The sequence below is a fragment of the Micromonospora sp. NPDC005707 genome, from assembly GCF_040631005.1.
GTDB lineage: Bacteria > Actinomycetota > Actinomycetes > Mycobacteriales > Micromonosporaceae > Micromonospora.
Genome location: NZ_JBEXYR010000004.1, coordinates 65,028 through 89,693 on the forward strand (window position 1 = coordinate 65,028; position 24,666 = coordinate 89,693).

The window sequence follows — 24,666 nt, forward strand, 5'->3', positions numbered from 1 at the left end:
CCTGCCGTCAGTCCTCGTCGGACTTGCCGCCACCCATGCCGGAGGAGATCAGGTCCATCACCGAGGAGTCCTGGAGCGTGGTGACGTCACCGAGCGACCGGTTCTCCGCCACGTCGCGCAGCAGCCGCCGCATGATCTTGCCGGAGCGGGTCTTCGGCAGCTCGGGCACGAGCATGATCTGCCGCGGCTTGGCGATCGGGCCGAGCGTCTTCGCCACGTGGTTGCGCAGGTCGGCGATGAGCTTCTCGCCGGCCTCGCCGGAGATCTCGGTGCTGCCGCGCGGGATGGCGAACGCCACGATCGCCTGGCCGGTGGTCGGGTCGGTCGCGCCGACCACCGCCGCCTCGGCCACCGACGGGTGGCTGACCAGCGCCGACTCCACCTCGGTGGTGGAGATGTTGTGGCCGGACACCAGCATGACGTCGTCGACGCGGCCGAGCAGCCAGATGTGCCCGTCGTCGTCCTTCTTCGCACCGTCACCGGCGAAGTAGACCCAGTCGTCGCCCTGGTTGGCGCCGGCGCCGAAGCGCGACCAGTAGGTCTCGATGAAGCGGTTGTCGTCGCCCCAGATGGTGCGCAGCATCGACGGCCACGGCTCCCGGAGCACCAGGTAGCCGCCACCGCCGTTGGGCACCGACTGGCCCTGGTCGTCCACCACGTCGGCCACGATGCCGGGCAGCGCGGTCATGGCCGAGCCGGGCTTGGCCTCGGTGACGCCCGGCAGCGGCGAGATCATGATCGCGCCGGTCTCGGTCTGCCACCAGGTGTCCACGACGGGCAGCTCGCCCCGGCCGATGTGCTGCCGGTACCAGATCCACGCCTCCGGGTTGATCGGCTCGCCGACGCTGCCCAGCAGGCGCAGCGAGGACAGGTCGTAACCGGCGGGGATGTCCTCGCCCCACTTCATCATCGTGCGGATCAGGGTGGGCGCCGTGTACAGCAGGGTCACCTTGTACTTGTCGACGATCTCCCAGAACCGGCCCTTGTGCGGGGTGTCCGGAGTGCCCTCGTACATGACCTGGGTGGCGCCGTTGGAGAGCGGGCCGTAGACGATGTAGGAGTGCCCGGTGACCCAGCCGATGTCGGCGGTGCACCAGTAGACGTCGGTCTCCGGCTTGAGGTCGAAGACCGCGTGCGTGGTGTACGAGACCTGGGTGAGGTAGCCGCCGGTGGTGTGCAGGATGCCCTTCGGCCGGGCGGTGGTGCCGCTCGTGTAGAGGATGTACAGCGGGTGCTCGGCGTCGAACGGCTGCGCGGTGTGCTCCGGCGAGGCCGTGTCCACCGTCTCGTGCCACCAGTGGTCCTTCGCCGACCAGGCGACCTCCTCGCCGGTGCGGCGGACCACCAGCACGTGCTCCACCGACGGGCAGTTCGCCACCGCCTCGTCGACGGTCGGCTTGAGCGCGGACGGCTTGCCCCGGCGGAAACCGCCGTCCGCGGTGATGACCACCTTGGCGCTGGCGTCCTGGATCCGGTTGGTCAGCGCGTCGGCCGAGAAGCCACCGAAGACCACGCTGTGCGTGGCGCCGATCCGCGCGCAGGCGAGCATCGCCACGGCGGCCTCGGGGATCATCGGCAGGTAGATGGCCACCCGGTCGCCGGCCGTGACGCCCAGCTCGGTCAGCGCGTTCGCCGCCTGGCAGGTGAGCCTGTGCAGGTCCGCGTAGGTGACGGTGCGGGTGTCACCCGGCTCGCCCTCCCAGTGGATCGCCACCTTGTCGCCGCGGCCGGCCTCCACGTGCCGGTCCAGGCAGTTGTACGCCACGTTGAGCTGGCCGCCCACGAACCACTTCGCGAACGGCGCGTTGGACCAGTCGAGCACCTGGTCCCACTGCCGGGCCCAGTGCAGCCGCCCGGCCTGGCGCTCCCAGAAGGCGAGCCGGTCCCCGGCCGCCTCGGCGTACGCGTCCGCGGTCACGTTGGCGTTCGCGGCGAGTTCGGCCGGCGGCGGGAACTGGCGCGTCTCGTTCAGCAAGTTGGCCAATGCCTCGCTCATGCGGTGACTCCTTCATCGCGTGACCTGCGTCTCCTACCCGGGAGAGGTTAGTCGGGGCGCACCTCCGCCGCGACCGTCCGGTCAGCCGTCACGCGCCCAGTGGCCCTCGGCACGCGCCGAGCAGTAAGGAGGATCCCCCTGTCAACGCCTCCGGTAGCGAAGGGCTCCCTTCTCACCGCCGGGCCGGCGGCCGGCGGGCGTGGTGCTGGTCGCCTTCCTGGCGGCTGGCGCTCCGGCGACGTACGGGGATCGCTAGCGTGGCGGGGTGACCACCGACCCGCTCGCCCCGCTGCTCGCGCTCGCCGACATCGCGCCCGCCGTCGAACGCGCCCGCGACCGGGTCGACCAGGCCCACCGGCACCGCGCGCTGCGCCGCCAGGGCGGCCAGGTCGCCGCCGAGGTCAGCCTCCGCTCGGCCGTGGCCAGCGCCGCCCTGGAGGGCCGGGCGCACGAGCGCGAGGAGGTACGCGCGGGCACGGTCACCGATCCGCTGCTCCAGGGCGCGCTGCGGGTGGCCGGGGTGCTGCCCGGCCTCAGCGACCTCTGGCCGAAGGCGCCCCGCCAGGCCCTCGCCCGGCTGCACGTGCTCGCGGCCCGCGACGTCGTGGCCGAGGCGGAGCTGGGCCGCCCGGTGGCCGACCCCGTGGTGGCGGCCCGCCTCGACGGGCTGGCCGGGCTGGTGGCCGGAGGCACGAAGGTGCCGCCGCTCGTGCTGGCCGCCGTGGTGCACGGCGAGCTGCTCAACCTGCGTCCGTTCGCCGGGCCGTCCGGGGTGGTGGCGCGGGCCGCCGCCCGGCTCGTGCTGATCTCCACCGGGTTCGACCCGCGCGGGCTGGTCGCCGTCGACGTCGGCCACCGGGAGCGGGAGCCCGAGTACGTCGGCGCGGCCGGCGCCTTCGCCACCGGCACCCCGGACGGGCTGCGCTCCTGGCTGCGCCACTACATGGCGGCCGTGGAAGTCGGCGCGGAGCAGATCACGCTCATCGGCGACGAGATCCTCGCCGCGTCCTGATCCTTTTCGGCGTCCCCCGGGCTGCCGCGGTCGCGCGACGGGCGGTTCGCCCGGGACGGTCAGGCGGTCGGGGTGGCGGCGCGGGTGCGCCGGTGCCGCCCGTACCAGGCGATGCCGATGGCGACGCCCACGCCCACGCCGAGGGCCGCCGCCGCGACCGGCACGGCCGGGCGCTCCCGCAGCCGCCGGCCCAGCGGGATGGGGTGCCGGAACTCCAGCACCGGCCAGGAGTTCTCCACGGCCAGCTTGCGCAACGCCCGGTCCGGGTTGACCACGGTCGGGTGCCCCACGCACTCCAGCAACGGCCGGTCGCTGTACGAGTCGGAGTAGGCGTACGAGTCGGCGAGGTCGTAGCCACGTGCCAGGGCCAGCTCGCCGACGGCGTCGACCTTGCGCGGGCCGGCCGCGTAGAACTCGACCTCGCCGCTGTAGCGGCCGTCCGCCACCGCCATCCGGGTGGCGATCACGTCGGTCACCCCGAGCAGCTTGCCGATGGGGCGGACCATCTCCTCGCCCGAGGCGGAGACCAGCACCACGTCCCGCCCGGCGGCCTGGTGCTCCTCGATGAGGGCGGCGGCCTCGGCGTACACGTAGGGGTTGATCAGCTCGTGCAGCGTCTCCGCGACGATCTGGCGGACCTGTTCCACCGGCCAGCCCTTGCAGAGCGTGGCGAGGTAGTCCCGGGTGCGGGCCATGGTCTGCTCGTCGGTGCCGCCCAGCCGGAACATCAGCTGCGCGTACGCCGACTTGACCACGTCACGGCGCGTGATCAGCCCGTCCCGGTAGAACGGCCGACCGAACGCCAGTGCGCTCGACTTGGCGATGACGGTCTTGTCGAGATCGAAGAAAGCGGCACTCCGGCCCACGGCGCGAAAGTCTAGCCGGACGGGGCACGATCGTCGGGTCCCCGGGCCCTCCGGGACCGGATCGATCGGGGTCCGCCACTCCTCTGAGTGACGGCGGTCACACACTCGTACCACGAATTAGCGTTGCGTGGAGTGGACACCACTCGACGTATAAGGGTCCATTGCGGCATGCTTGTGCTCGCGACGAGAGTTCACTTCCCGTCGATCACAAAGGCTCTCGGCGGTTGCACCCCCCGTGACCGCTGAGTGGGTTCGGCTCGACCCCCCCGGAGCCGAACCTCACGACGACCCCCGTCTCCCCCCGACGGGGGTCGTCCCTTTCCCGGGGTGATCCGGACCGGACTCGGAGAACCGGCTCAGAGGCCGGCGGCCACCGCGAATCCGAGGAAGATGACGGCGGCGAGGGGCAGGGCGACCGCCAACGCGAGCGCCCGCTGCCGGTTCGACCGGCCGACCAGCACGACGGCCAGGACACCGAGCGCGACGTCGATCGCGACGTTCCAGCCCGCGCCCGGTGGCCGGCCAGGGTCGCCGATCCTGCCGGCGAACCGTGCGGCCTCCTCGAAGAAGACGGCGGCCGGCAGCGCGGTCCCGACGACCTGCCACGCGCCCTCCCGGCGCGCCCAGGTGCCGCCGACGCCGAAGACCACCCCGGCGAGAACGCCGAAGGCCATCCAGAGCAGCGACGTCGGCGCCCACACCACGGCCAGGTCGTCACCCTGGAGGAGTGTCGCCGTGAGGTAGTAGCTGGGCACCGCCACGACGAGCAGGACGGCGGCGCCGAGCGCCGCGCGCACCGGGCCCGACCGGACCAGGTAGCCGAAGGCGAAGGCCGCGACGGCCCAGGTGGCGGTGGAGTTGCCGAGCTCGGCGAAGGGGTACGGGACCCACTTGATCCACACGAAGTCGAGGGAGCCGAGCAGGAGGCCGCCCAGCACGGCGGTGAGCGCCACCGCCCGATGATCGGCGCGCACGGCGGGAAGCATACTCAGTATGCGGTTCGGCTCGGGCGCGACCTGGCTCCCACCGCGAACACTCCCGCCGCCATCGGCGAAGTAGGGATGAGCCCTCGGCCGTGCGGGAGGGATGCGGACCAGAAGGAGAGTTCATGGGTGTGGTGACACGAGACGTGTGCACCGCCGCCGAGGAGACCGACGCGGAGATCATCCGCCGGATGCACGGGGATCCGGCGGTGTTCGACGCCATCTTCGAGCGCTACTACCCGGCTGTCCACGGCTATGCCAGCCGGCGACTGGGCCGGGACCTGGCCGACGACGTGGCGGCGGAGACGTTCCTGGTGGCCTTCGACCACTGGCGGCGGTACGACACCACGCAACGGAGCGCCCGACCCTGGTTGTTCGGCATCGCGTCGAACCTCATCGCCGGGCATCAGCGGGCGGAGGCGCGGCGGTACCGGGCGCTGGCCCGGGCCGAGCACACCGACAGCGCCGAACGGGACAGCCACGACGGGCCGGCCGACCAGGTGGCCGTCCGGCTGGACGCCCAGGCCGTGCGGGGACGGCTGGCCGCGGCGCTGGAGGGGATCGCACCGGCCGACCGGGAGGTGGTGCTGCTGATCGCCTGGGCGGACCTGACCTGCGAAGAGGTCGCCCGCGCGCTGGAGATTCCCGCCGGCACGGTCCGATCCCGGCTGCACCGGGCGCGCACGAGACTGCGGGCGGCGCTGGGTGGCGCCGACCCGACGGCAACGGGAGAGGATTCCGAGTGATCGACGACATCACCGCGCTGCGGGAAAGTTGGAGCGAGGTCGAGCCGCCCTCTCCGGGCGCTCAGGACCGGGCCCGGGCGGCGCTGCTGGCTCGGATCACCGAACGCCAGGCCACCGTACCGACCGCGCCGGAGCGGCACCGCCGGCGCCTGCCGGCCTGGACCTGGCGGTCCGGCCTCGCCGCTCTCGGGGCGGCCGCCCTGGTCGCCGGGGTGGTCGCGGCCGGCGGCCTCGGTCCGGCGACTCCGCCGGCCCGCCCGACGCCGTATGTGGCGAGCGGGCCGGTCGCGCAGACCTTCGAACTAGCCGCCGTGCACGCCGAGACCGAACCGTTCACGCCACCACGCCTGGACCAGTGGACCTACGTCGAGCTGAGGATGGTCCGCGGCAAGATCGCCCAGGACAAGGGCCAGGCCACCCGCGAGACCACGCGGTCGTGGCAGCGAGCCGACGGGCGACAGAGCGCCGACCTGGTCGACGGCAGGCTGCAGGTCCTCCCGGAGAGCGCCGACCTGCCGCAGGTCATGCCGCCGCAGGACTACCCGACGCTGGCCGGGCTGCCCACCGATCCGCGGGCGCTGCTCGACTGGCTGCGCGCCCGGAGCTTCTCCGACCGGGATGGCGACGCCGTCTCGTACGTCCTGATCGAGTCGATGCTGCGGGACAACGTGCTGCCGCCCGGCGTGAAGGCGACCCTGCTGCGGGCCCTGGCCCTGATCCCGGGCGTCACCCGGTCCAGCGAGCCGGTCGACTTCGACGGCCGCCCGGCGATCGCGATGGGGATGGTGCAGGACGGCTGGCGGCAGGAGGACATCCTGCTCGACCCGACCACCCACGAGTTCCTCGGCAGCCGGACCGTCGTGGTCAAGGACCACACGACACCCGAGGGGGTCAGCCTCAAGAAGGGCGACGTCGAGGTCGAGCTGATCCGCGTCGCCGGCAGGATCGTGGACGCGCCGGGACGCACCAACTGACCGCGGACGGCCGGACCAGGATGGTCCGGCCGCCCGCGTCACCGGCAGTTCAGGACTTGGCCAGGTTGACGATCGACGTGTCGTGGACCGAAACGTACTGCTGGTACTCGCTGTCGTAGCCGGTCGCCTCGGTGCTGACCTCAGCGGCGCCCTTGCCGAAGGGGGTGCTGCCGTTGGGGGTGGCCGAGGCCGTCCACGGCACGGCGGCACCCGGGGTGCAGGTGACCAGGGCGGAGAAGTTGCCCCGGACCAGCACCTTCTTGACCACCTGGTCGACCACGCCGGTCATCGTCACCGAGGTCGGCTGGTTGCAGGTCACCGTGCCGTGCACGACCGCCTTGCCGCTGATCGTGCTGGCCGTGCCGTTCGTGGCGACGTCGAGCTCCAGGTCGAGCGGCGCGGGCGCCGGCGGGTTGGCGATGTGCACCTCACCCCGGGCCGCCGCCTCGCCGCCCTCGCAGTGCTGCTCGAAGGTGGCGTCGAACGTCTGCACGTAGCCGTTCGGGCCGAACACCGCGTTGAGGACCGTGAAGGTGCCGGTCAGCTCGTTGCAGCCGCGCCCGTTGCCGTCCAGGCTGAGGCCGGGACCGGCGCCGTTGAACGGGTAGCGGGTCGCGTTGTCGTAGGTGCCCGGCGTCAGCGGCTGGCTGCCCGGGGCGTCGAAGTCGAGATACCACCAGTCGCCGTTGTAGCCGTTGACGTTGACCGACACGTGGCTGCTGTCGGTCGACGCGGCGGTCGTGAGCTGGTCGCCGTCGCCGGTGGAGTACGCGTACGACCCGCCGCCGGTGATGTAGTCACCGGGGTCACCGCTGAAGGAGACCGAGCCGGACTCCACCGTCTGTGCCTGGACCGGCGCGGCGGCGACCAGCCCGCCCAGCGCCCCCGTGATCGACAGGCCGGCCGCGAGGGCCGCCCTCCGCCAGGTTCTCTGCATCCCCGTTCCTCTCTGTGTTCGGACGGCCGGGCGTCCATCGCCCGAACATTGCCGTCAGTCAATTACCGCGAGAACGATCGACGTCGTTACATCGCGCGGACGAACCGGTGCATTGAGGACGGTGGTGAGCGACCTCGCCATAGCAGATCGACCCCGCGGCCGAGGGCCGTCCACAGCGGTCGTCGCTGTCCACAGGAACGTGGTGCCGGGTGTCGGCCCGCCGGATCCGGCGACAGGCTGCTCCGCGGCACGTCCGAGTCCGACCGCTGGAGGCCGCCATGCCGCCCCGTACCCCGCTGCCGCCGTACCGCCGGCTGCCCCTGCTCGTCACCGCCGACGGCGACCTCCTCGACGAGCTGCTGCGGCTCGCCGCGGCGGGCGGCACCGAGGTCGAGCTGGCCGCCGATCCCGCCGCCGCGCGGGCCCGCTGGACGCCGGCGCCGCTGGTGCTGGTCGGCGCGGACCAGGCACAGGCCTGCCTGCGGGCCCGGCTGCCCCGCCGGTCCCGCACGGTCCTGGTCGGTCGCTCCGGCCAGCTCGATCCGGGTACGCAGCTCGCCGAGCTGATCGGCGCCGAGCACGTCGCCACCCTGCCCGCGGCCGAGCCGTGGCTGGTCGACCGGTTCGCCGAATGCGCGGGCGAGCCCCCAGGCGCCGGCCCGTCCCGGGTGGTGGCGGTGCTCGGCGGGCGGGGCGGCGCCGGGGCCAGCGTGCTGGCCGGGGGCCTCGCCGTCACCGCGGCCCGCGCCCGGTTGCGCACCCTCCTGGTGGACGCCGACCCGCTCGGCGGTGGCCTCGACCTCGTCCTCGGCTGGGAGCAGCTCGAAGGGCTGCGCTGGCCCGGGCTCACCGGCACCGACGGCCGGGTGGACCCGCCGTCGCTGGTCCGGGCCCTGCCCAGCCGAGGCGACCTGGTGGTGCTCTCGTGGGACCGCGGCGCACTGCGGCACCTGCCGGCCGAGGCGATGGCCGCCACCGTCGACGCCGCCCGCCGGGGCCGGGACATGGTCGTCCTCGACCTGCCCCGGCACCTGGACGACGCCGCCGTGGTCGCCCTCCAGGCGGCCGACCGGGCGCTGATCGTCGTGCCCGCCGAGCTGCGGGCCACCGCCGCCGCGGCCCGGGTGGTCGCCGTGGCCGCCCCGCACTGCGCCGACCTGGCGGTGATCGTGCGAGGCCCCGCCCCGGGACGGCTCAAGGCCGGCGAGGTGGCCCGCGCGCTCGGGTTGCCGCTCGCCGGCACGCTCCGACCCGAGCCGGGGCTCTGCCGGGGGCTGGAGCGGGGCGAGGCGCCGGCCGCCAGCGGGAAGGGTCCCCTGGCCGTGCTCTGCCAGCGACTCCTCGACGAGCTGACCGGCATGCCCGCGGCGGGTGCGGCATGAGTGGCCCGGCCGACTCCGAGGACCTGGCCGTCCGCGTCCGGCACCGGTTCGCCGCCGAGGCCACGCCGGTCACGCCCGCGGCCATCGTCTCCGCCGTACGCGCCGAGCCGGACGCCGCCGTGCTCGGCGACACCGCCCTGCTCCGGATCGCCGACCGGGTCCACCACGACCTCGTCGGCGCCGGGCCACTCGCACCGCTGCTGGCCGACCCGCAGGTGACCGACGTGCTGGTGAACGGCACCCGGGTCTGGGTCGACCGGGGGCGGGGGCTGCACCAGGTGGCCGTGCCGCTCGGCACGGTCGACGACGTGCGCCGGTTGGCCCAGCGCCTCACCGCGGCCGCCGGGCGCCGGCTCGACGACGCCTCCCCGTACGCCGACGCCCGGCTGCCCGACGGCACGCGCCTGCACGCCGTGCTGCCACCGGTGGCGACCGACGGGCCCTACCTGTCGCTCCGCACCTTCCGGCAACGGCCGTTCACGCTCGACGAGCTGGTCCGGCAGGGCACCGTGCCCCGGCCGGTCGCCCCGCTGCTCGCCGCCGTGGTGGCCGCCCGCCTGGCGTACCTGGTGACCGGTGGCACCGGCTCCGGCAAGACCACCCTGCTCAACACGCTGCTCGGGCTGGTGCCGGGGACCGAGCGGATCGTGCTGGTGGAGGATGCGGCCGAGCTGCGGCCCGTGCACCCGCACGTGATCGGCCTCCAGGCGCGGACGTCGAACGTGGAGGGAGTCGGGGCGGTCGGGCTGAGTGACCTGGTCCGGCAGGCGCTGCGGATGCGGCCGGACCGGCTGGTGGTGGGCGAGTGCCGGGGCGCCGAGGTGGTCGACCTGCTCGCCGCGTTGAACACCGGCCACGACGGCGGGGCCGGGACGTTGCACGCCAATTCCCCGGCGGATGTGCCGGCCCGGCTGGAGGCGCTCGGGATGCTCGGTGGCCTGCCCCGGGCCGCACTGCACGCCCAGGTCACCGCCGCGCTCCAGGTCCTCCTTCAGGTCCGGCGGACCACGGAGGGTCGGGTGCTGGAGTCGGTCGGCCTGCTCCTCCCCGAGGGACCCGAGCGGGTGGTCACCGTGGTCCCCGCCTGGATGCGCGGGCGCGGGCTCGGCCTGGCCGCCCGACCGCTCGGTGCCCTGCTCCGGGAGCGGGGCGTGACGGTGCCGCCGATCCTCTGCGCGGCGTGGCCCGGCTCGGCGGGTCCGTCGTGACCGGGCAGGTGTGGCTGGTGGCCGTGCTCCTGGCCGGTGCCGGGGCGACGATCGCCTGGCCGTTACGCGCCAGCCGGGTCCGGCAGCACGCCGTCCTCGACCTGGCGGACCGCCGCGCTCCGGGCGACCCCGGGTCGGTGTGCGCCCGCCCGGGCGCGGGGCCTGGACCGGCGGTGCGGACACCCCGCTCCGGCGTTCCCCACCGGCCCGGCACCGGCTTCCCCACCCGGGACACCCGCCCGGCCCCGCTCGGACGTCCCGCCGAGCGTCCCCTTCCGGGCCGGCCGCCCAGGCGGCGCGACCCGACGCGCCCGACCACCGGACCCGCCCCGACCGATCGCGCGCGCCGGCCCCGGATGGGCGCCGCTCTCGTCCCTACCTCCGCTCGTGCCCGGTTGTCCGGGCGAACCGCGCTGCCGGCGGCGGCCGTGGTCGGCGCCGGGGCCGGTGCGCTGGTCGGCGGCCCGGTGGCCGCGCTGGTCCTGGCCGCCTACGGCGCGCTCGCCGCCCGGGCAGTGCTGCGCCGGCGGGCCCGCCGGGCGGTCGAGCTGGTCCACCGCCGCGACCTGGACCAGATCGGCGCACTCGCCGCCGATCTGCGGGCCGGGCTGCCGGCCGGCGACGCGATCGGCGACGGCCCGGGGCGCGTCGTCCGGTTGGCACGAGCCGCCGTGCGACTGGCCGACCGCACCGGGGCGCCCCTGGCGGAGCTGTTGGAACGGGTCGAGGCCGACGCCCGGGTGGCGGACCGGGGCCTGGCCGCGGCAGCCGCGCAGGCGGCCGGCGCGCGGGCGACCGCCTGGCTGCTCGCCGCGCTACCGCTCGGCGGGATCGGGCTGGGGTACGCCATCGGCGTCGACCCGGTGGCCGTGCTCCTGCACACCCCCGTCGGCGGCGGGAGCGCCCTCGCGGCCGTGGCGCTGCAGATCGGCGGGCTGCTCTGGGCGGAGCGGCTCGGCACGGCACCCGGGCGGGCCGACTGATGTCGCGGCAGGCGGTGGCGGCGGCCTGCCTGGGCGCGGCGGCGTTGCTCCTGGTCGCGTCCGGGTCGGCCGTCCGTCCGGCTCGGCGGCTGCGCCTCCTCGCGCTCACCCGGCGGGCGGAGCGGAGCCGACCGGCCTGGTGGCCGGACCGCATCCGGCTCGGCGCCGGCCTGGCGGGCGTGGCGGCACTGGTGGTGGTGGGCGGCTGGCCGGGTGTGCTCGTCGGGGCGCTGGCCGTGGTGGCCGCCGACCGCCTGCTGCGCCGGATCGAGCCACGGGCGGTCCGGGACCGCCGGCTCCGGGAGACCGCCGACCTCCCCCTCGCCGCCGACCTGCTGGCCGCCGCGCTCCGGGCCGGCGCACCGGTGGACCGCTCGGTGCTGGCGGTGGCCGAGGCGCTCGGTGGGCCGCTCGCCGACCGGCTCGGCCGGGTCGGGCGGACGCTGGAACTCGGCGGCACGGCGGCGGAGGCGTGGGACCACCTGCGAGCCGTGCCCGGAGCGGAGCGCCTGGTGACCGGCGCGGTCCGGTCATCGAGGAGCGGCGCGGCGCTGGCCGGCGCACTCACCCGACTCGCCGACGACCTGCGGTCCGACCGCTCGACCACGGCCGAGGCGGCCGCCCGCCGCGCCGGCGTGCTCATCGTGCTGCCGCTCGGGCTGTGTTTCCTGCCCGCCTTCATTCTCGCCGGTCTGGTGCCGGTGATCGTCGCCGTCCTCGGCGACGTGCTGTGAACCCCTCAGAAAGGAAGTACGCCATGCGCAAACTCCTCACCCGCCTGCGCGGCGACGCCGGAATGAACACGGCCGAGTACGCCGTCGGCACCCTCGCGGCGGTCGCCTTCGCCGGGATCCTGCTGAAGGTGCTCACCTCCGGCAACGTGCAGTCCGCGCTCACCGCCGTCATCGACCGGGCCTTGAAGTGACCGGTCGCCGGTGGGCCGGCCGCCAACCCGGTTCCGACCCGGATTCGCCGTCGAGCCGGGCCGGCAACGGCCGATCGTGGGGTGCGCGGGAGCGGGGTTCCTTCACGGCCGAGTTGGCGGCCGGCCTGCCGGCGCTGATGCTCCTCCTCTTCACCGGTCTCACCGCGGTCGACGCGGTCACCACGCGGGCCGGCTGCCTCGACGCGGCCCGCGAGGCGGCGCTCGCCGCCGCCCGGGGCGAGCCGGGGTCGACGGTCGGCTCCCGGTACGCGCCGGCCGGAGCGGACATCTCGGTGACGGTGGCCGGCGACCGGGTCACCGTGACCGTCCGGGCGCCGGTCCGGAGCCTGGGTGCGCGGCTGCCCGGGCTCACCGTGACGGGCACCGCGGTCGCCGCCGTCGAACCCGGCGCCCCCGGACCGCGACCGTGACGGTGCGCGGCGGGATCCGCCCGGCCGGTCAGGGGAGCTGGTGGGCGGGCCGGGCGGCGGGGGTGGTCAACGGGCCGCCGGACCCGGGCGGCGACCGGGGTGGGGCGACCGTGTGCCTGCTCGCCGTGGGGTTGGTGCTCGTGCTGGTCGGGCTCTCCGGCGCGGGGCTCGGCGCGGCCCGGTGCGCACGCCACCAGGCCCGGAACGCCGCCGACTTCGGGGCGCTCGCGGGTGCTGGCCGGGCAATGGAAGGTGCCGAGGCGGCCTGTGGACGGGCCACCGACCTGGCCGCGGCCAACGGCGGCCGGCTCACGGCCTGCCGGCTCGACGGCCTCGACGTCGTCGTCACCACGGAGGTGAGGGTCGCCCCGCTGCCCTGGCTCGCCCGCGCGGCGACCGCCACCTCCCGGGCCGGCCCGACCCGAGGCTGACCGCCCGCGGCGGTCCCGGAGCGGAAGCTCACCGCCGCGACGGCCACGGCGGGTGCCGGAGCGGAAGCCCACCGCTCCGACGGCCACGGCCGGTTGTCGGAGCGGAAGCTCAAGGCCCCGACGGCCACGGCCGGTGCCGGAGCGGCAGCTCGCCGCCCCGACACCGGCCGGGCCGATCAGGTACGGCGGCCGAGGCGGCGCGTCAGCGGGACTGGAGGGCGTCCAGGCCGACCGCCATGGCGATCACGAGTCGCCGGTCGATCTGCGGGTGGTGGATGTCGACCACGTACCGGTCGCGCAGGCCCCACTTCTTGTCGACCGAGAACACCGGCTGGCCGTTGGCCACGAAGTCGAAGTGGTAGGGCAGCCAGGAGAGCGAGTCGACGAAGCGGCGCAGCAGGGCCACCGGCAGGCTCCGCTCCTGGCCGGTCATCTGCGGCAGGCCGGCCTGCTCGACGTGCCAGGTGGAGCGCAGCAGCGACTGGGCGAAGTCCTTGCGGAACAGGCCGATGGGGGTGCCCGCGTGGTCGGTCACGTCGTACGTGGCGCCGAGGTCGAGGCGCTGCCGGGCCTTGAAGCCGAGCAGGGGGTACTGCTTGGAGTCGTCGGTGTAGATGGTCACCTGCTCCTTGAAGGCGAGCCGCTTCTGCTGCGCGAACGCGAGCAGCCCACCTTCCGAGCCGTCCGGTGCCACCGAGTGGACCTCGTACTGGTTGACCATCATCCGGATCCGCTGCCGGACGATGAACCGCTGCTGGGCCTGCAAGCTGTCGAGCTGCATCTGGTCTCCTTGAAGAGGTGAACGCCGGAGTCTCGCACAACCCGGCCGTCACCGTCCGCCCGCGGCGGGCACGTTCCGGACCGTGCTCCGATCGACCGCCGTCCACGCGCCGCGCGACGGTCAGCGGCCGCCGTCGACCGTCGCCTTCATGGCCCAGGCGTTGAGCACCTGGTGGATGCCGCGCAGGCGCTCGTTGATCTGTTCCAGGCGTTCCGCCTGGGCCAGGTTGGCCAGCGCGACGCCCAGCGCGATCTGCTGGTCGGGGGTGAGGTTCTCCTGGTCGATCGTGTAGAGCAGGTCGACGGTCTCGGCGATCGTGTCGGCCATGGCCGCACCTCCGGCGGGAAGAATCTCGGGGACATGGAAGCGCTCCCATGCATCAATGCCCCGATGTGGCGCCACTCATGCGTCCGTCCCACGAACCAGGAGATCAGTCCGCGGCCCGCCCCTCCTGCCGGGGCAGCACCGCCCCTCGCCGGCCCTCCGCCGCCGCCAGGTTGGCGAGGACCACGTCGAGGACCTTGACCGCGCCCGGCTTGGAGAGCGGGTTGTTCCCGTTGCCGCACTTCGGGGACTGCACGCAGGACGGGCACCCCGACTCGCAGCCGCACTCGGCGATCGCGTCCCGGGTGGCGCGCAGCCAGGCGGCCGCCGTCCCGTACGCCCGCTCGGCGAAACCCGCCCCGCCCGGGTGGCCGTCGTAGACGAAGACGGTGGGCGCCTCGGTGTCCGGGTGCAGGGCGGTGGAGAGCCCGCCGATGTCCCACCGGTCGCAGGTCGCCATGAGCGGCAGCAGGCCGATCGCGGCGTGCTCGGCGGCGTGCAGGGCACCCGGGATGTCCGCCGCCTCGACGCCGGCAAGAGCCAGCGACTCCGGCGAGAGCGTGAACCAGACCGCGACCGTGCGCAGCTCGCGCGCCGGCAGGTCGAGCGGCCGGGTGTCGATCACCTCGCCGGAGGCGATCCGCCGCCGCTGGTACGACACCACCTGGCTGGTCACGTCGACCTCGCCGAGGAAGAGCCCGACCGGCCCGGCGTCCACGTAGGAGCGGACGGACACCACGGACAGCGAGGTGACGTCCCGGGCGTGGGTGGACCAGTCCGGCTCCTCGGCGTGCACCAGCGCGCACCCGTCGGCCAGGTCGAGCGAGTCGACCACGTACGAGACGCCCTGGTGCAGGTAGACCGCGCCGGAGTGGAGCAGGAAGTGCGACGACCCGCCGTCGACGGTGCCGAGCAGCCGGCCGGTGGACTCCTCCACCACGCAGACCGGCGCCCCGCCCTCGCCGCGCAGGTCGACCTCGGGGCGTTCGCGGTGCCGCCAGTACCAGCCGGTGGGCCGCTGCCGCAGCGCCCCCGCCTCGACCAGCGAGTCGACCGCCTCCTTCGCGCCCTCGCCGAAGAGTTCCAGGTCGGCGGGGGTGAGCGGGGCCTCGTGCGCGGCGCAGGCGAGCTGGGGCGCGAGCACGTACGGGTTGGCCGGGTCGAGCACGGTCGCCTCGACGGGCCGCCCGAACAGCGCCTCGGGGTGGTGCACCAGGTAGGTGTCGAGCGGGTCGTCCCGGGCCACCAGCACCGCGAGGGCCTCGTCGCCGGAGCGGCCGGCCCGGCCGGCCTGCTGCCAGAGCGAGGCGCGGGTGCCCGGCCAGCCGCAGATCAGCACGGCGTCCAGCCCGACGAGGTCGACGCCGAGTTCCAGGGCGTTGGTGGAGGCGAGCCCGAGCAGGTCGCCGGTGAGCAGCGCGCGTTCCAGCTCGCGGCGCTCCTCGCGCAGGTAGCCGGCGCGGTAGGCGGCCACCCGGTCGCCGAGCCCGGGCACCGCCTCGTCGAGCGCCCGCCGGGCGTTCGCGGCGACCACCTCGGCGCCGCGCCGGGACCGGACGAAGGCGAGCGTGCGTACCCCCTCGATCACGCTGTCGGTCAGCAGGTCGGCGGTCTCCCGCAGCGCCGAGCGGCGGACCTGGAGCAGGTCGGCGTCGGGGGAGGCGCCGTCGGAGGAGGGCAGCAGCGGCGGTTCCCAGAGCGCGAAGGTCACCCCGCCGCGCGGCGAGGTGTCCTCGGTGACGGCCGCGACGGGCAGGCCGGTGAGCCGGCCGGCCGCCGTCGCCGGGTCGCCCGACGTGGCCGAGGCCAGCACGAAGACGGGGGTACGCCCGTAGCGCGCGCACTGCCGCCGCAGCCGCCGGAGCACGTGCGCCACGTGCGAGCCGAACACGCCCCGGTAGGTGTGGCACTCGTCGACCACCACGTACGCGAGCCGGCGCAGGAAGCCCGACCAGTGCGCGTGCCCGGGCAGGATGCCGTGGTGCAGCATGTCGGGGTTGGTCAGCACGAACCGGGAGTGGCGGCGGATCCACTCCCGCTCGGTGCGCGGGGTGTCCCCGTCGTAGGTGGCGGGGCGTACTCCCTCCAGTTCCAGGCCGGCGACGGCGCGGAGCTGGTCGGCGGCGAGCGCCTTGGTCGGGGCCAGGTAGAGCACCGTGGCGCGGGGGTCGGCCAGCAGGGTGCCCAGCGCCGGCAGCTGGTACGCCAGCGACTTGCCGGACGCCGTCCCGGTGGCCACCACGACGTGCTTCCCCGCGTACGCCAGCTCGGCGGCCTCGGCCTGGTGCCGCCACGGGGCGACCACGCCGCGCCGCGCGAACGCCGCCCGGAGCTCGTCGGGGGCCCAGTCCGGCCAGGGCGCCGGCTCGCCGGCCCGGGCGGGCACCCGCTCGACGTGGGTGACCGGGTCGGTGGCGTGCCGCAGGCGCAGCCGGCGGAGCAGCTCACCCGGCGACCGCCCGGGGCCACTTCCCGCCGACCCGGTGGCCGCTGACGACTGCTTCAGGTCGTGGCGCGGCGACAGACGCGCCGAGCCGAAGCTGTCGGTCGACTGCTTCAGGTCGTCGCGCGGCGACAGACGCGCCGAGCCGAAGCTGTCGGTCGACTGCTTCAGGTCGTCGCGCGGCGGTAGACGCGCCGAGCTGAAGCTGTCGGTAGACACGTCCTGCACTCTCGCACTGGTGTTCGGAATTGGAAACCCGGGGGCGGGGGTATGGGGATGCCTGCGCCGGTGACCCGCAGGGGGCCGCGTGGGGGGATGGTTAGATGCCCAGAAGAGCTTACCGAGGAGGGACCGATGGAGCTGTCGCTGGCGACCCGCACCGTGGGGGAGCACACGGTGCTCGAGGTCGGCGGTGAGGTGGACGTCTACACCGCGCCGCGCCTGCGGGAACGGCTCCTGGAGTTGATCGACGGCGGCGCCCGCCGGGTCGTGGTGGACCTGGGCCGGGTGGACTTCCTCGACTCGACCGGCCTCGGCGTGCTGGTCGGCGCGCTCAAGCGGCTGCGCTCGGCCGGCGGTTCCTTCGCGCTGGTCTGCGACAAGGAGCCGCTGCTCAAGATCTTCCGCATCACGGCCCTGGACCAGGTCTTCCCGTTGCATCCCACGGTCGACGCGGCGATCAACGCCGACGCGACCGGCGCCGGCGCGTGATGGCGACCGTCAAGCTCTCGTTCTCCCCGGCTCCGGTGCACGTCCGCACCGCCCGCCTGGTCGGCGTGGCGGTGGCCCGCCGGGCCGGGGTACGCGAGGACCTGCTCGACGAGGTGCGCCTGGCCATCGGCGAGGCGTGCACCCGGGCGGTCGCGCTGCACCGGCAGTACGGGCTGCCCGACCCGGTCTACGTGGAGATGTCCGACAGCGGGGCGTACACGGTGCGGGTGGTGGACCGCGCGCCGATCGAGGCGAGCATCGGCCTCGCCGCGCTGCCCCCGGACGAGCTGGCCAAGGAGTCGCTCAGCGAGGACGCGCTGACCACCGGGGTGGGGTTCGCCCTGCTCGCCGGCTTCGTCGAGGACCTCCAGGTCCGCCCGGTCGACGAGGGCGTCGGCACCGAGGTCCGGATGGTCTGGCCGGTCGGCCGCCCCTGACCCTGTCCTGTCCGCAGGCCGCGTTCCCCTCGGGGGACGCGGCCTCGTCGTGCTGCCCGGTGCTTATATCAGATTTCTTCACATAGCACAGTTACGAAGATCATCAAGACACGGTGGCCCCTGGGTGTGACCCTCACCACGCCGGAGGGCTACAGTACCCGGGTTGTCAGCAAGTGACCCGACTCGCAGCCAGCGGGAATGGGTGTTCATCGCTGGTCCGCCGGGGTGGGTTGGCGCGCGCTTGCGAGTCCGCAATCCAGGCGTCGGTCCGTGCGTCTCCACTGGCCGGCGCGAGTGTTCGGTACAGGAGGACATAGATGTCCGGGACCTTGGCCGCCGACGGCGGCGCACTGTCCCTTACCGGAGCCAACGTGACGTACGTCGTCATCGCCGCGGTCATCGCGCTGGTGGCGCTCGTCTTCGCGGCCGCCTTGACCAAGGCGGTGCTGGCAGCCGGTACGGGAACCACGAACATGCAGGAGATCTCCGGGGCGGTGCAGGAGGGCGCGTCCGCGTACCTGCTGCGGCAGTTCCGCACCCTGGCGATCTTCGTGGTGATCGCCGTCGTGCTGCTGTTCCTGCTGCCGGTGCACGACACCGACGGCAACGAGACCCTCGTGAAGATCGGCCGGTCGGCCTTCTTCGTGGTGGGCGCCGGGTTCAGCGCGTTCATCGGCGGCGCCGGCATGTGGCTGGCCACCCGCGCCAACCTGCGGGTCGCCGCGGCCGCCCGCGAGCGGGAAGGCGGGCGCGAGGGCGCCATGAAAATCGCCTTCCGCACGGGTGGCGTGGTCGGCTTCCTCACCGTCGGCCTCGGCCTGTTCGGTGCGGCGCTGGTCGTGCTGATCTTCCGGGGTGACGCCCCGACCGTGCTGGAGGGCTTCGGCTTCGGCGCCGCGCTGCTCGCCATGTTCATGCGGGTCGGCGGCGGCATCTTCACCAAGGCCGCCGACGTCGGCGCCGACCTGGTCGGCAAGGTCGAGCAGGGCATCCCGGAGGACGACCCGCGCAACGCCGCCACCATCGCCGACAACGTGGGCGACAACGTCGGCGACTGCGCCGGCATGGCCGCCGACCTCTTCGAGTCGTACGCGGTCACCCTGGTCGCCGCGCTGATCCTGGGCCGCGCCGCGTTCGGCGAGACCGGCCTGGTCTTCCCGCTGATCATCTCCACGATCGGCGTGCTCGTCGCGATCGTCGGCGTCTTCATCACCCGGCTGCGCACCTCGGACCGCAACGGTCTGACCGCGATCAACCGGGCCTTCTACCTCTCCGCGCTGATCGCCGCGGTGCTGGTGGCGATCGCCGCGTTCGCCTACCTGCCCGCCACCTTCGGCGAGCTGGAGGGCGGTCTCACCGACGTCGACCGCAACCCGCGGCTCGTGGCCATCGGCGCGGTGGTCATCGGCATCGTGCTCGCCGCCGCGATCCAGGCGCTCACCGGCTACTTCACCGAGACCAACCGGCGCCCGGTGCAGGACATCGGCAAGAGCTCCCAGACCGGCGCCGCCACCGTCATCCTCGCCGGCATCAGCGTCGGCCTGGAGTCGGCGGTCTACTCGGCGCTGCTGATCGGCGCCGGCGTCTTCGGCGCGTTCCTGCTCGGCGGCAGCTCCATCACGCTGTCGCTGTTCGCGGTGGCGCTGGCCGGCACCGGCCTGCTCACCACCGTCGGCGTCATCGTCGCGATGGACACCTTCGGCCCGATCTCCGACAACGCCCAGGGCGTGGCCGAGATGTCCGGCGACATCGACGAGCACGGCGCGCGGACGCTGACCGAGCTGGACGCGGTCGGCAACACCACCAAGGCGATCACCAAGGGCATCGCGATCGCCACCGCGGTGCTGGCCGCGACCGCGCTGTTCGGCTCGTACACCGACACGCTGCGCTCCTCGTACGAGGACGCGGGCGTGAGCGACGTCGGCACCGAGATCCTCAACTCGCTGAACGTGGCCAACCCGCGCAACCTGGTCGGCCTCATCATCGGCGCGGCGGTGGTCTTCCTCTTCTCCGGCCTGGCCATCAACGCGGTCTCCCGCTCGGCCGGCGCCGTGGTGATGGAGGTCCGCCGGCAGTTCCGCGAGCTGCCCGGCATCATGGACCGCACCCAGCGCCCCGAGTACGGCAAGGTCGTCGACATCTGCACCCGGGACGCGCAGCGCGAGCTGATGACCCCCGGCCTGCTGGCCATCCTGGCCCCGATCGCCGTGGGCTTCGGCCTCGGCCCGGGCGCCCTGGCCTCGTACCTGGCCGGCGCGATCGGCGCGGGCACCCTGATGGCGGTCTTCCTGGCCAACTCCGGTGGCGCCTGGGACAACGGCAAGAAGCTGGTGGAGGACGGCGCGTACGGGGGCAAGGGCTCCGAGTCGCACGCCGCGACCGTCATCGGTGACACCGTCGGCGACCCGTTCAAGGACACCGCCGGCCCGGCGATCAACCCGCTGATCAAGGTGATGAACCTGGTCTCGCTGCTGATCGCCCCGGCCGTGGTGGCCTGGAGCGTGGGCACCGACCGGAACACCCCGCTGCGGATCACGATCGCCGTGGTGGCCGCGCTGGTCATCGTGGCCGCGGTGGTGTTCAGCAAGCGCAAGGGCATCGCGATGGACGACTCCGACAGCGGTGCCGGCACGCCGGACCCGCAGGTGGAGACGGTCAACGCCTGACCCGGACGACGCGACGGTTCCCGGTCGGCCTCGGCCGGCCGGGAACCGTGCCGTCCGGCGGTCCCGTGCACGAAACCTGACCGGTGGCACTTCCACCGCAAGGTCGTACGCTGCTTCGCATGCGTACGCGCCGGGCGGCAACCGCCGGAAAGCTCACGGTGGTCCTGGCCACGCTGGTTCTCGTCGTCGCCGGCTGCGGCGGCCCCAGCCCGCAGGCCTGGGCCGCGTCGGTCTGCCAGGCGCTCAGCCCGTGGCGCGCCGAGATCAACAAGCTGACCAGCAGCACCCAGCAGCAGATGACCGCGCAAACCACCCCGGCGCAGGCCAAGGAGAACCTGGTCCGGCTCTTCGCCGGGGCGGAGGAGGCCAGCGAGACCGCCCGGCGCAAGGTCGAGGAGGCGGGCGTGCCGGAGACCGACCACGGCGACGACATCTCCGCCGGGTTCCGCGCCTCGCTGAGCAAGGTGCGGGACGCGTACGGGCGGGCCCGGGACACCATCGACGGGCTGGACACCGCCCAGGCCGGCCCGTTCTACGACGGGGTGCGCACCGCCGTGGACACGCTCAACAAGGAGTACGACGCGAGCGCGCTGGACACCAGCAAGCTCAACTCACCCGAGCTCAAACAGGCCTTCGACGAGGTCCCGGAGTGTCGCTGACCCCACCCTCTCCGAACCCGGCCCGCCAGCCCTCGCTGTTCTCCACCGAGGCGGCCGATCCGTCGCTGGCGGACCTCGCCGGCCTGCTCGCCGGGCCCGGTGAGGTGGTCCGGATGGGCGGGACGGCCCGGGTCTCCGTGGTGGTCGACGCCGCCTGGCGGGTGCACGTGCTGGTGGCCGAGCTGGGCGCCCGGGGGATCCCGGCGAGCTGGGAGCCGACCGGGGACGGGCGGCACCTGGTCCGCACCGCGTACGCCACCACGCTCGCCCCGCTCGCTCTGGCCTGGCTGCGGGGGACGGTGAAGCGGCCCCCACGGGCGTTCCACCTCAACGGGCGGCGGCTGCGGCTCTGGCTCGCTGCCGCCGGGGCGGCCGACCCGGCCGGGTTCCGGCTCCGCCTCGGCCCGACCGACGAGGAGTGCTGGCGGCCGGTGCGCGCCGCGCTGGCCGCGGTGGGGCTGCCGGCCGCGTTCGTCGAGGCGGACGAGGGCGGGCCGGCGTACCGGATCACCGGTCGGCGGCGGGTGAACCGGCTGGTTGAGCTGGTCGGGGACCGGCCCCGGGCCGTGCCGGCGGCCGAGTGGCCGGTGACGCACGGCTGACCTTCCGGCGCAAGCCCGCCGCCTGTCCGATCCCGGACACACCGTGCGGAGGTTTGCGCAGGAAAACGACCTGTGTCCCCTCCGCCGTGGGTGCGTGATCGTCACAGTGACCCGCTCGGCGCCCTACCCACGGTGTACGGTGGCGCCGTCCGGCGGGGTGCCGGCCGATGGTCGACGCCACCTGATCATTTGCCGCCCACGAAACCCGGAACGCGGACGGCGCGTTACGTTGGACATCCGGACCGCCAGTGGTCCGGCAGGGTGCAACACGCCCCCAAGCGGGCATTGCGTAGGAGTGAGGTCGGGGAGAGACGTGCCGAGCAACGCTGGAACCACCCGTCTGGTCATCGTCGAGTCACCGGCGAAGGCCAAGACGATCTCGGGCTACCTCGGCCCGGGGTATGTCGTGGAGGCCAGCTTCGGCCACGTCCGGGACCTGCCCCGCAACGCCGCCGAGATCCCGGCCGCCTACGAGGACAAGCCCTGGGCCCGGCTCGGCGTCGACGTGGACAACGGCTTCGCCGCGCTCTACGTGGTCTCCGCCGACCGGCGCAAGCAGATCACCAAGCTGAAGTCGCTGGCCAAGGAAGTCGACGAGATCTTCCTCGCCACCGACGAGGACCGCGAGGGCGAGGCGATCGCCTGGCACCTCGTGGAGACGTTGAAGCCCAAGGTGCCGGTCAAGCGGATGGTCTTCCACGAGATCACCAAGCCGGCCATCCAGGCCGCCGTGGCCAACCCGCGGGAGATCGACCGGGACCTGGTCGACGCCCAGGAGGCCCGGCGCATCCTCGACCGGCTCTACGGCTACGAGGTCTCCCCGGTGCTCTGGCGGAAGGTCCGCAGCGGCCTCTCCGCCGGCCGGGTGCAGTCCGTGGCGACGCGCATCGTGGTCGAGCGGGAGCGGCAGCGGATGGCGTTCCGCACCGCCGAGTACTGGGACATCCTGGCCACCCTGGCGGTCGCGAACCCCGGCGAGGGGCCGCGCACCTTCAACGCCACCCTGATCGCGCTAGGCGGCGACCGGATCGCCACCGGCAAGGACTTCGAGCCCACCACGGGCCGGGTCCGCGCCGGCGCCGGCGTGGTGCACCTCGACGAGAGCGGCGCCCGGGGGCTGGCCGCGCGGCTGGACGGGCGGCCGTTCACGGTCACCCGGGTCGAGGAGAAGCCCTACCGCCGCCGCCCGTACGCGCCGTTCATCACCTCCACCCTCCAGCAGGAGGCGGCCCGCAAGCTGCGGCTCTCGTCCCAGCAGACGATGCGCACCGCGCAGCGGCTCTACGAGAACGGCTACATCACCTACATGCGTACCGACTCGGTGAACCTGTCGGAGACCGCCATCGCGGCGGCCCGCCGGCAGATCGCCGAGCTGTACGGCGAGCGCAGCGTGCCGCCGGAGCCCCGCCGCTACACCGGCAAGGTGAAGAACGCGCAGGAGGCGCACGAGGCGATCCGCCCGGCGGGGGACAACTTCCGCACCCCGGGCGAGGTGGCCAAGGAGCTGTCCGCCGAGGAGTTCAAGCTCTACGAGCTGATCTGGCGGCGCACCATCGCCTCGCAGATGACCGACGCGGTCGGCTCCAGCGTCTCGGTGCGCATCCGGGCGCTCTCCACCGCCGGCGAGGAGGCCGACTTCGGCGCCACCGGCAAGACCATCACCGACCCGGGCTTCCTGCGCGCCTACGTCGAGTCGAGCGACGACGAGAACGCCGAGGCCGAGGACGCCGAGCGGCGGCTGCCCACCCTCACCAAGGACCAGCCGCTCACCGCCGACGAGCTGGCCCCCCAGGGTCACCACACCCAGCCGCCCGCCCGCTACACGGAGGCGTCGCTGGTCAAGGCCCTGGAGGAGCTGGGCATCGGCCGCCCGTCGACCTACGCGTCGATCATGCAGACGATCCAGGACCGCGGGTACGTCTTCAAGCGCGGCCAGGCGATGATCCCGTCGTTCCTGGCGTTCGCGGTGATCGGGCTGCTGGAGCGGCACTACCCGCGCCTCATCGACTACGACTTCACCGCCAGCATGGAGAACGAGCTGGACGAGATCGCCGGCGGCGACCACGCCGCGGTCGACTTCCTCACCTCCTTCTACTTCGGCAGCGCCAACGGCACCGGCGACCAGGCCATCGCCCACGCGGGCGGGCTGAAGAAGCTGGTCACCGAGAACCTGAGCGACATCGACGCGCGCAGCGTCAACTCGATCCCGCTGTTCACCGAGGACGACGGGCGCGAGGTCGTCGTCCGGGTCGGCCGCTACGGCCCGTACCTCCAGCGGGCGCTGCCGGGCGAGCAGCCCGCGCCCGCCGCGGAGGGCGAGGAGGGCGGCGGCCAGGGCGACCGGGCGCCGATCCCCGAGGGGCTGGCCCCCGACGAGCTGACCCCGGAGAAGGTGCACGAGCTGTTCCTCGGCGGCGGGGGCGAGCGCAAGCTCGGCGACGACCCGGCCACCGGCGAGCCGATCCTGCTCAAGTCCGGCCGGTTCGGGCCCTACGTGGCCAGCGGCGACCGGAAGTCCTCGCTGCTGCGCTCGCAGTCGCCGGACAGCCTCACCCTCGACCAGGCGTTGCAGCTGCTCAGCCTGCCCCGGCTGATCGGCACCGACCCTGAGGGCAACGAGGTGCTCGCCAACAACGGCCGCTACGGCCCGTACGTCAAGCGCGGTGACGAGTTCCGCTCGCTGGACTCGGAAGACAAGATGTTCACCGTCTCGCTGGACGAGGCGCTCGCCCTGCTGGCCGCCCCGAAGACGCGCCAGCGCCGGGCCGCCGCGCCGCCGCTGCGGGAGATGGGCAACGACCCGGCCACCGAGAAGCCGCTGGTCATCAAGGACGGCCGGTTCGGCCCGTACGTCACGGACGGGGAGACCAACGCCTCGCTGCGGCGCGGGCAGACCCCGGAGGAGCTGACCCTCCAGGAGGCCTCCGAGATGCTCGCCGAGAAGCGGGCGAAGGGCCCGGCCCCGAAGAAGAAGGCCGCCAAGAAGGCCGCCCCCGCCAAGAAGACGACCGCAGCCAAGAAGACCGCCGCCGCCAAGTCCACGACCGCCAAAAAGACGGCAACAGCCAAAACCACGGCAGCAAAGAAGACCCCAGCCAAAAAGGCAGCCCCGAAGAAGGCGACCACCTCCCCGGAGTAGGCCGGTTCTTCGAGATCTTGGTACGTGGTT

At 73.9% G+C, this 24,666-nt stretch carries 23 protein-coding genes; 16 read left to right on the forward strand and 7 right to left on the reverse strand.

Features of this window, described 5'->3' with window-relative positions; genetic code table 11:
- Positions 1-7 precede the first annotated feature (7 nt).
- The gene (acs, locus tag ABZ452_RS08065) at positions 8-1,996 is read right to left on the reverse strand and encodes an acetate--CoA ligase (protein WP_357940200.1); all 1,989 of its coding nucleotides are present in this window, start codon (positions 1,994-1,996) and stop codon (positions 8-10) included.
- Positions 1,997-2,261: 265 nt separating this feature from the next.
- Between acs and ABZ452_RS08070 the strand changes: the two genes are divergently transcribed.
- Complete coding sequence (locus tag ABZ452_RS08070; RefSeq protein WP_357940202.1) at positions 2,262-3,008, forward strand: oxidoreductase; 747 nt, start codon at positions 2,262-2,264, stop codon at positions 3,006-3,008.
- Positions 3,009-3,067: 59 nt separating this feature from the next.
- Here the strand turns inward: ABZ452_RS08070 and ABZ452_RS08075 are convergent, their stop codons facing one another.
- Both ABZ452_RS08075 and ABZ452_RS08080 read right to left on the reverse strand, forming a co-directional pair.
- On the reverse strand, positions 3,068-3,874 hold the full coding sequence (locus ABZ452_RS08075; protein ID WP_357940204.1) for an HAD-IB family hydrolase: 807 nt from the start codon (positions 3,872-3,874) through the stop codon (positions 3,068-3,070).
- A gap of 356 nt (positions 3,875-4,230) precedes the next feature.
- Positions 4,231-4,848: a DUF6518 family protein gene (locus ABZ452_RS08080; RefSeq protein ID WP_357940206.1), complete on the reverse strand. Its 618-nt coding sequence runs from the start codon at positions 4,846-4,848 to the stop codon at positions 4,231-4,233.
- Between the two features lie 134 nt (positions 4,849-4,982).
- On the opposite strand from ABZ452_RS08080, the gene ABZ452_RS08085 reads away from it, so the two are divergent.
- Positions 4,983-5,603, forward strand: coding sequence for an RNA polymerase sigma factor (locus ABZ452_RS08085; RefSeq protein ID WP_357940208.1), 621 nt, complete (start codon positions 4,983-4,985; stop codon positions 5,601-5,603).
- A complete protein-coding gene (locus ABZ452_RS08090; RefSeq protein ID WP_357940210.1) occupies positions 5,600-6,577 on the forward strand; it encodes a CU044_5270 family protein in 978 nt (325 codons plus the stop codon). The genes ABZ452_RS08085 and ABZ452_RS08090 overlap by 4 nt, the downstream gene beginning before the upstream one ends.
- A 49-nt stretch (positions 6,578-6,626) precedes the next feature.
- Here ABZ452_RS08090 and ABZ452_RS08095 read toward each other — a convergent pair whose 3' ends face one another.
- On the reverse strand, positions 6,627-7,514 hold the full coding sequence (locus ABZ452_RS08095; protein ID WP_357940212.1) for a hypothetical protein: 888 nt from the start codon (positions 7,512-7,514) through the stop codon (positions 6,627-6,629).
- A gap of 278 nt (positions 7,515-7,792) precedes the next feature.
- Between ABZ452_RS08095 and ssd the strand changes: the two genes are divergently transcribed.
- From ssd to ABZ452_RS08130, 7 genes are all read left to right on the forward strand, one after another.
- The gene (gene ssd / locus ABZ452_RS08100) at positions 7,793-8,896 is read left to right on the forward strand and encodes a septum site-determining protein Ssd (RefSeq protein ID WP_357940214.1); all 1,104 of its coding nucleotides are present in this window, start codon (positions 7,793-7,795) and stop codon (positions 8,894-8,896) included.
- A complete protein-coding gene (locus ABZ452_RS08105; protein WP_357940216.1) occupies positions 8,893-10,104 on the forward strand; it encodes a TadA family conjugal transfer-associated ATPase in 1,212 nt (403 codons plus the stop codon). The genes ssd and ABZ452_RS08105 overlap by 4 nt, the downstream gene beginning before the upstream one ends.
- Complete coding sequence (locus tag ABZ452_RS08110) at positions 10,101-11,087, forward strand: hypothetical protein (protein WP_357940218.1); 987 nt, start codon at positions 10,101-10,103, stop codon at positions 11,085-11,087. The genes ABZ452_RS08105 and ABZ452_RS08110 overlap by 4 nt, the downstream gene beginning before the upstream one ends.
- Positions 11,087-11,821: a type II secretion system F family protein gene (locus ABZ452_RS08115; protein WP_357940220.1), complete on the forward strand. Its 735-nt coding sequence runs from the start codon at positions 11,087-11,089 to the stop codon at positions 11,819-11,821. Before ABZ452_RS08110 ends, ABZ452_RS08115 begins: the two co-directional genes overlap by 1 nt.
- 23 nt (positions 11,822-11,844) lie before the next feature.
- On the forward strand, positions 11,845-12,012 hold the full coding sequence (locus tag ABZ452_RS08120) for a DUF4244 domain-containing protein (RefSeq protein WP_013283643.1): 168 nt from the start codon (positions 11,845-11,847) through the stop codon (positions 12,010-12,012).
- A 113-nt stretch (positions 12,013-12,125) separates the two neighbouring features.
- Positions 12,126-12,443 carry a TadE family type IV pilus minor pilin gene (locus ABZ452_RS08125; RefSeq protein WP_357941033.1) on the forward strand — a complete coding sequence of 106 codons (318 nt, stop codon included), beginning with the start codon at positions 12,126-12,128 and terminating at the stop codon, positions 12,441-12,443.
- Positions 12,444-12,505: 62 nt separating this feature from the next.
- Complete coding sequence (locus ABZ452_RS08130; protein WP_357941035.1) at positions 12,506-12,874, forward strand: Rv3654c family TadE-like protein; 369 nt, start codon at positions 12,506-12,508, stop codon at positions 12,872-12,874.
- Between the two features lie 202 nt (positions 12,875-13,076).
- On the opposite strand, the gene ABZ452_RS08135 is transcribed toward ABZ452_RS08130, so the two are convergent.
- The 3 genes from ABZ452_RS08135 to ABZ452_RS08145 all read right to left on the reverse strand — a co-directional run bounded on the left by ABZ452_RS08135 (position 13,077) and on the right by ABZ452_RS08145 (position 16,485).
- The gene (locus ABZ452_RS08135) at positions 13,077-13,655 is read right to left on the reverse strand and encodes a hypothetical protein (RefSeq protein WP_212838366.1); all 579 of its coding nucleotides are present in this window, start codon (positions 13,653-13,655) and stop codon (positions 13,077-13,079) included.
- Between the two features lie 120 nt (positions 13,656-13,775).
- Entirely contained in the window at positions 13,776-13,982 is a 207-nt protein-coding gene (locus tag ABZ452_RS08140; RefSeq protein WP_313723462.1) for a hypothetical protein, read from the reverse strand.
- Between the two features lie 103 nt (positions 13,983-14,085).
- Positions 14,086-16,485 carry a DEAD/DEAH box helicase gene (locus ABZ452_RS08145; RefSeq protein ID WP_357941037.1) on the reverse strand — a complete coding sequence of 800 codons (2,400 nt, stop codon included), beginning with the start codon at positions 16,483-16,485 and terminating at the stop codon, positions 14,086-14,088.
- A 291-nt stretch (positions 16,486-16,776) separates the two neighbouring features.
- On the opposite strand from ABZ452_RS08145, the gene ABZ452_RS08150 reads away from it, so the two are divergent.
- From ABZ452_RS08150 to topA, 6 genes are all read left to right on the forward strand, one after another.
- Positions 16,777-17,133 (forward strand): STAS domain-containing protein, encoded by a 357-nt coding sequence (locus ABZ452_RS08150; protein WP_357940222.1) that lies wholly within the window; start codon positions 16,777-16,779, stop codon positions 17,131-17,133.
- A complete protein-coding gene (locus ABZ452_RS08155; protein ID WP_357940224.1) occupies positions 17,133-17,570 on the forward strand; it encodes an ATP-binding protein in 438 nt (145 codons plus the stop codon). Before ABZ452_RS08150 ends, ABZ452_RS08155 begins: the two co-directional genes overlap by 1 nt.
- A 317-nt stretch (positions 17,571-17,887) precedes the next feature.
- Positions 17,888-20,236 (forward strand): sodium-translocating pyrophosphatase, encoded by a 2,349-nt coding sequence (locus tag ABZ452_RS08160; RefSeq protein ID WP_357940226.1) that lies wholly within the window; start codon positions 17,888-17,890, stop codon positions 20,234-20,236.
- A 119-nt stretch (positions 20,237-20,355) separates the two neighbouring features.
- Complete coding sequence (locus tag ABZ452_RS08165; RefSeq protein WP_357940228.1) at positions 20,356-20,895, forward strand: hypothetical protein; 540 nt, start codon at positions 20,356-20,358, stop codon at positions 20,893-20,895.
- Positions 20,886-21,497, forward strand: coding sequence for a hypothetical protein (locus ABZ452_RS08170; protein WP_357940230.1), 612 nt, complete (start codon positions 20,886-20,888; stop codon positions 21,495-21,497). Before ABZ452_RS08165 ends, ABZ452_RS08170 begins: the two co-directional genes overlap by 10 nt.
- A gap of 313 nt (positions 21,498-21,810) precedes the next feature.
- Positions 21,811-24,636, forward strand: a complete 2,826-nt coding sequence (topA, locus tag ABZ452_RS08175; protein WP_357940233.1) for a type I DNA topoisomerase — start codon at positions 21,811-21,813, stop codon at positions 24,634-24,636.
- The last annotated feature ends 30 nt before the right edge of the window (positions 24,637-24,666 follow it).

What these genes read in the sequence shown, in the direction of transcription:
- ABZ452_RS08155 (WP_357940224.1), top strand. Translation starts at nt 17,133, where the DNA reads ATGGCGACCGTCAAGCTCTCGTTCTCCCCGGCTCCGGTGCACGTCCGC.
- ABZ452_RS08115 (WP_357940220.1), top strand. Translation starts at nt 11,087, where the DNA reads ATGTCGCGGCAGGCGGTGGCGGCGGCCTGCCTGGGCGCGGCGGCGTTG.
- ABZ452_RS08140 (WP_313723462.1), bottom strand. Translation starts at nt 13,982, where the DNA reads ATGGCCGACACGATCGCCGAGACCGTCGACCTGCTCTACACGATCGAC.
- ssd (WP_357940214.1), top strand. Translation starts at nt 7,793, where the DNA reads ATGCCGCCCCGTACCCCGCTGCCGCCGTACCGCCGGCTGCCCCTGCTC.
- ABZ452_RS08085 (WP_357940208.1), top strand. Translation starts at nt 4,983, where the DNA reads ATGGGTGTGGTGACACGAGACGTGTGCACCGCCGCCGAGGAGACCGAC.
- ABZ452_RS08120 (WP_013283643.1), top strand. Translation starts at nt 11,845, where the DNA reads ATGCGCAAACTCCTCACCCGCCTGCGCGGCGACGCCGGAATGAACACG.
- ABZ452_RS08105 (WP_357940216.1), top strand. Translation starts at nt 8,893, where the DNA reads ATGAGTGGCCCGGCCGACTCCGAGGACCTGGCCGTCCGCGTCCGGCAC.
- ABZ452_RS08160 (WP_357940226.1), top strand. Translation starts at nt 17,888, where the DNA reads ATGTCCGGGACCTTGGCCGCCGACGGCGGCGCACTGTCCCTTACCGGA.
- ABZ452_RS08150 (WP_357940222.1), top strand. Translation starts at nt 16,777, where the DNA reads ATGGAGCTGTCGCTGGCGACCCGCACCGTGGGGGAGCACACGGTGCTC.
- ABZ452_RS08135 (WP_212838366.1), bottom strand. Translation starts at nt 13,655, where the DNA reads ATGCAGCTCGACAGCTTGCAGGCCCAGCAGCGGTTCATCGTCCGGCAG.
- acs (WP_357940200.1), bottom strand. Translation starts at nt 1,996, where the DNA reads ATGAGCGAGGCATTGGCCAACTTGCTGAACGAGACGCGCCAGTTCCCG.
- ABZ452_RS08095 (WP_357940212.1), bottom strand. Translation starts at nt 7,514, where the DNA reads ATGCAGAGAACCTGGCGGAGGGCGGCCCTCGCGGCCGGCCTGTCGATC.
- ABZ452_RS08165 (WP_357940228.1), top strand. Translation starts at nt 20,356, where the DNA reads ATGCGTACGCGCCGGGCGGCAACCGCCGGAAAGCTCACGGTGGTCCTG.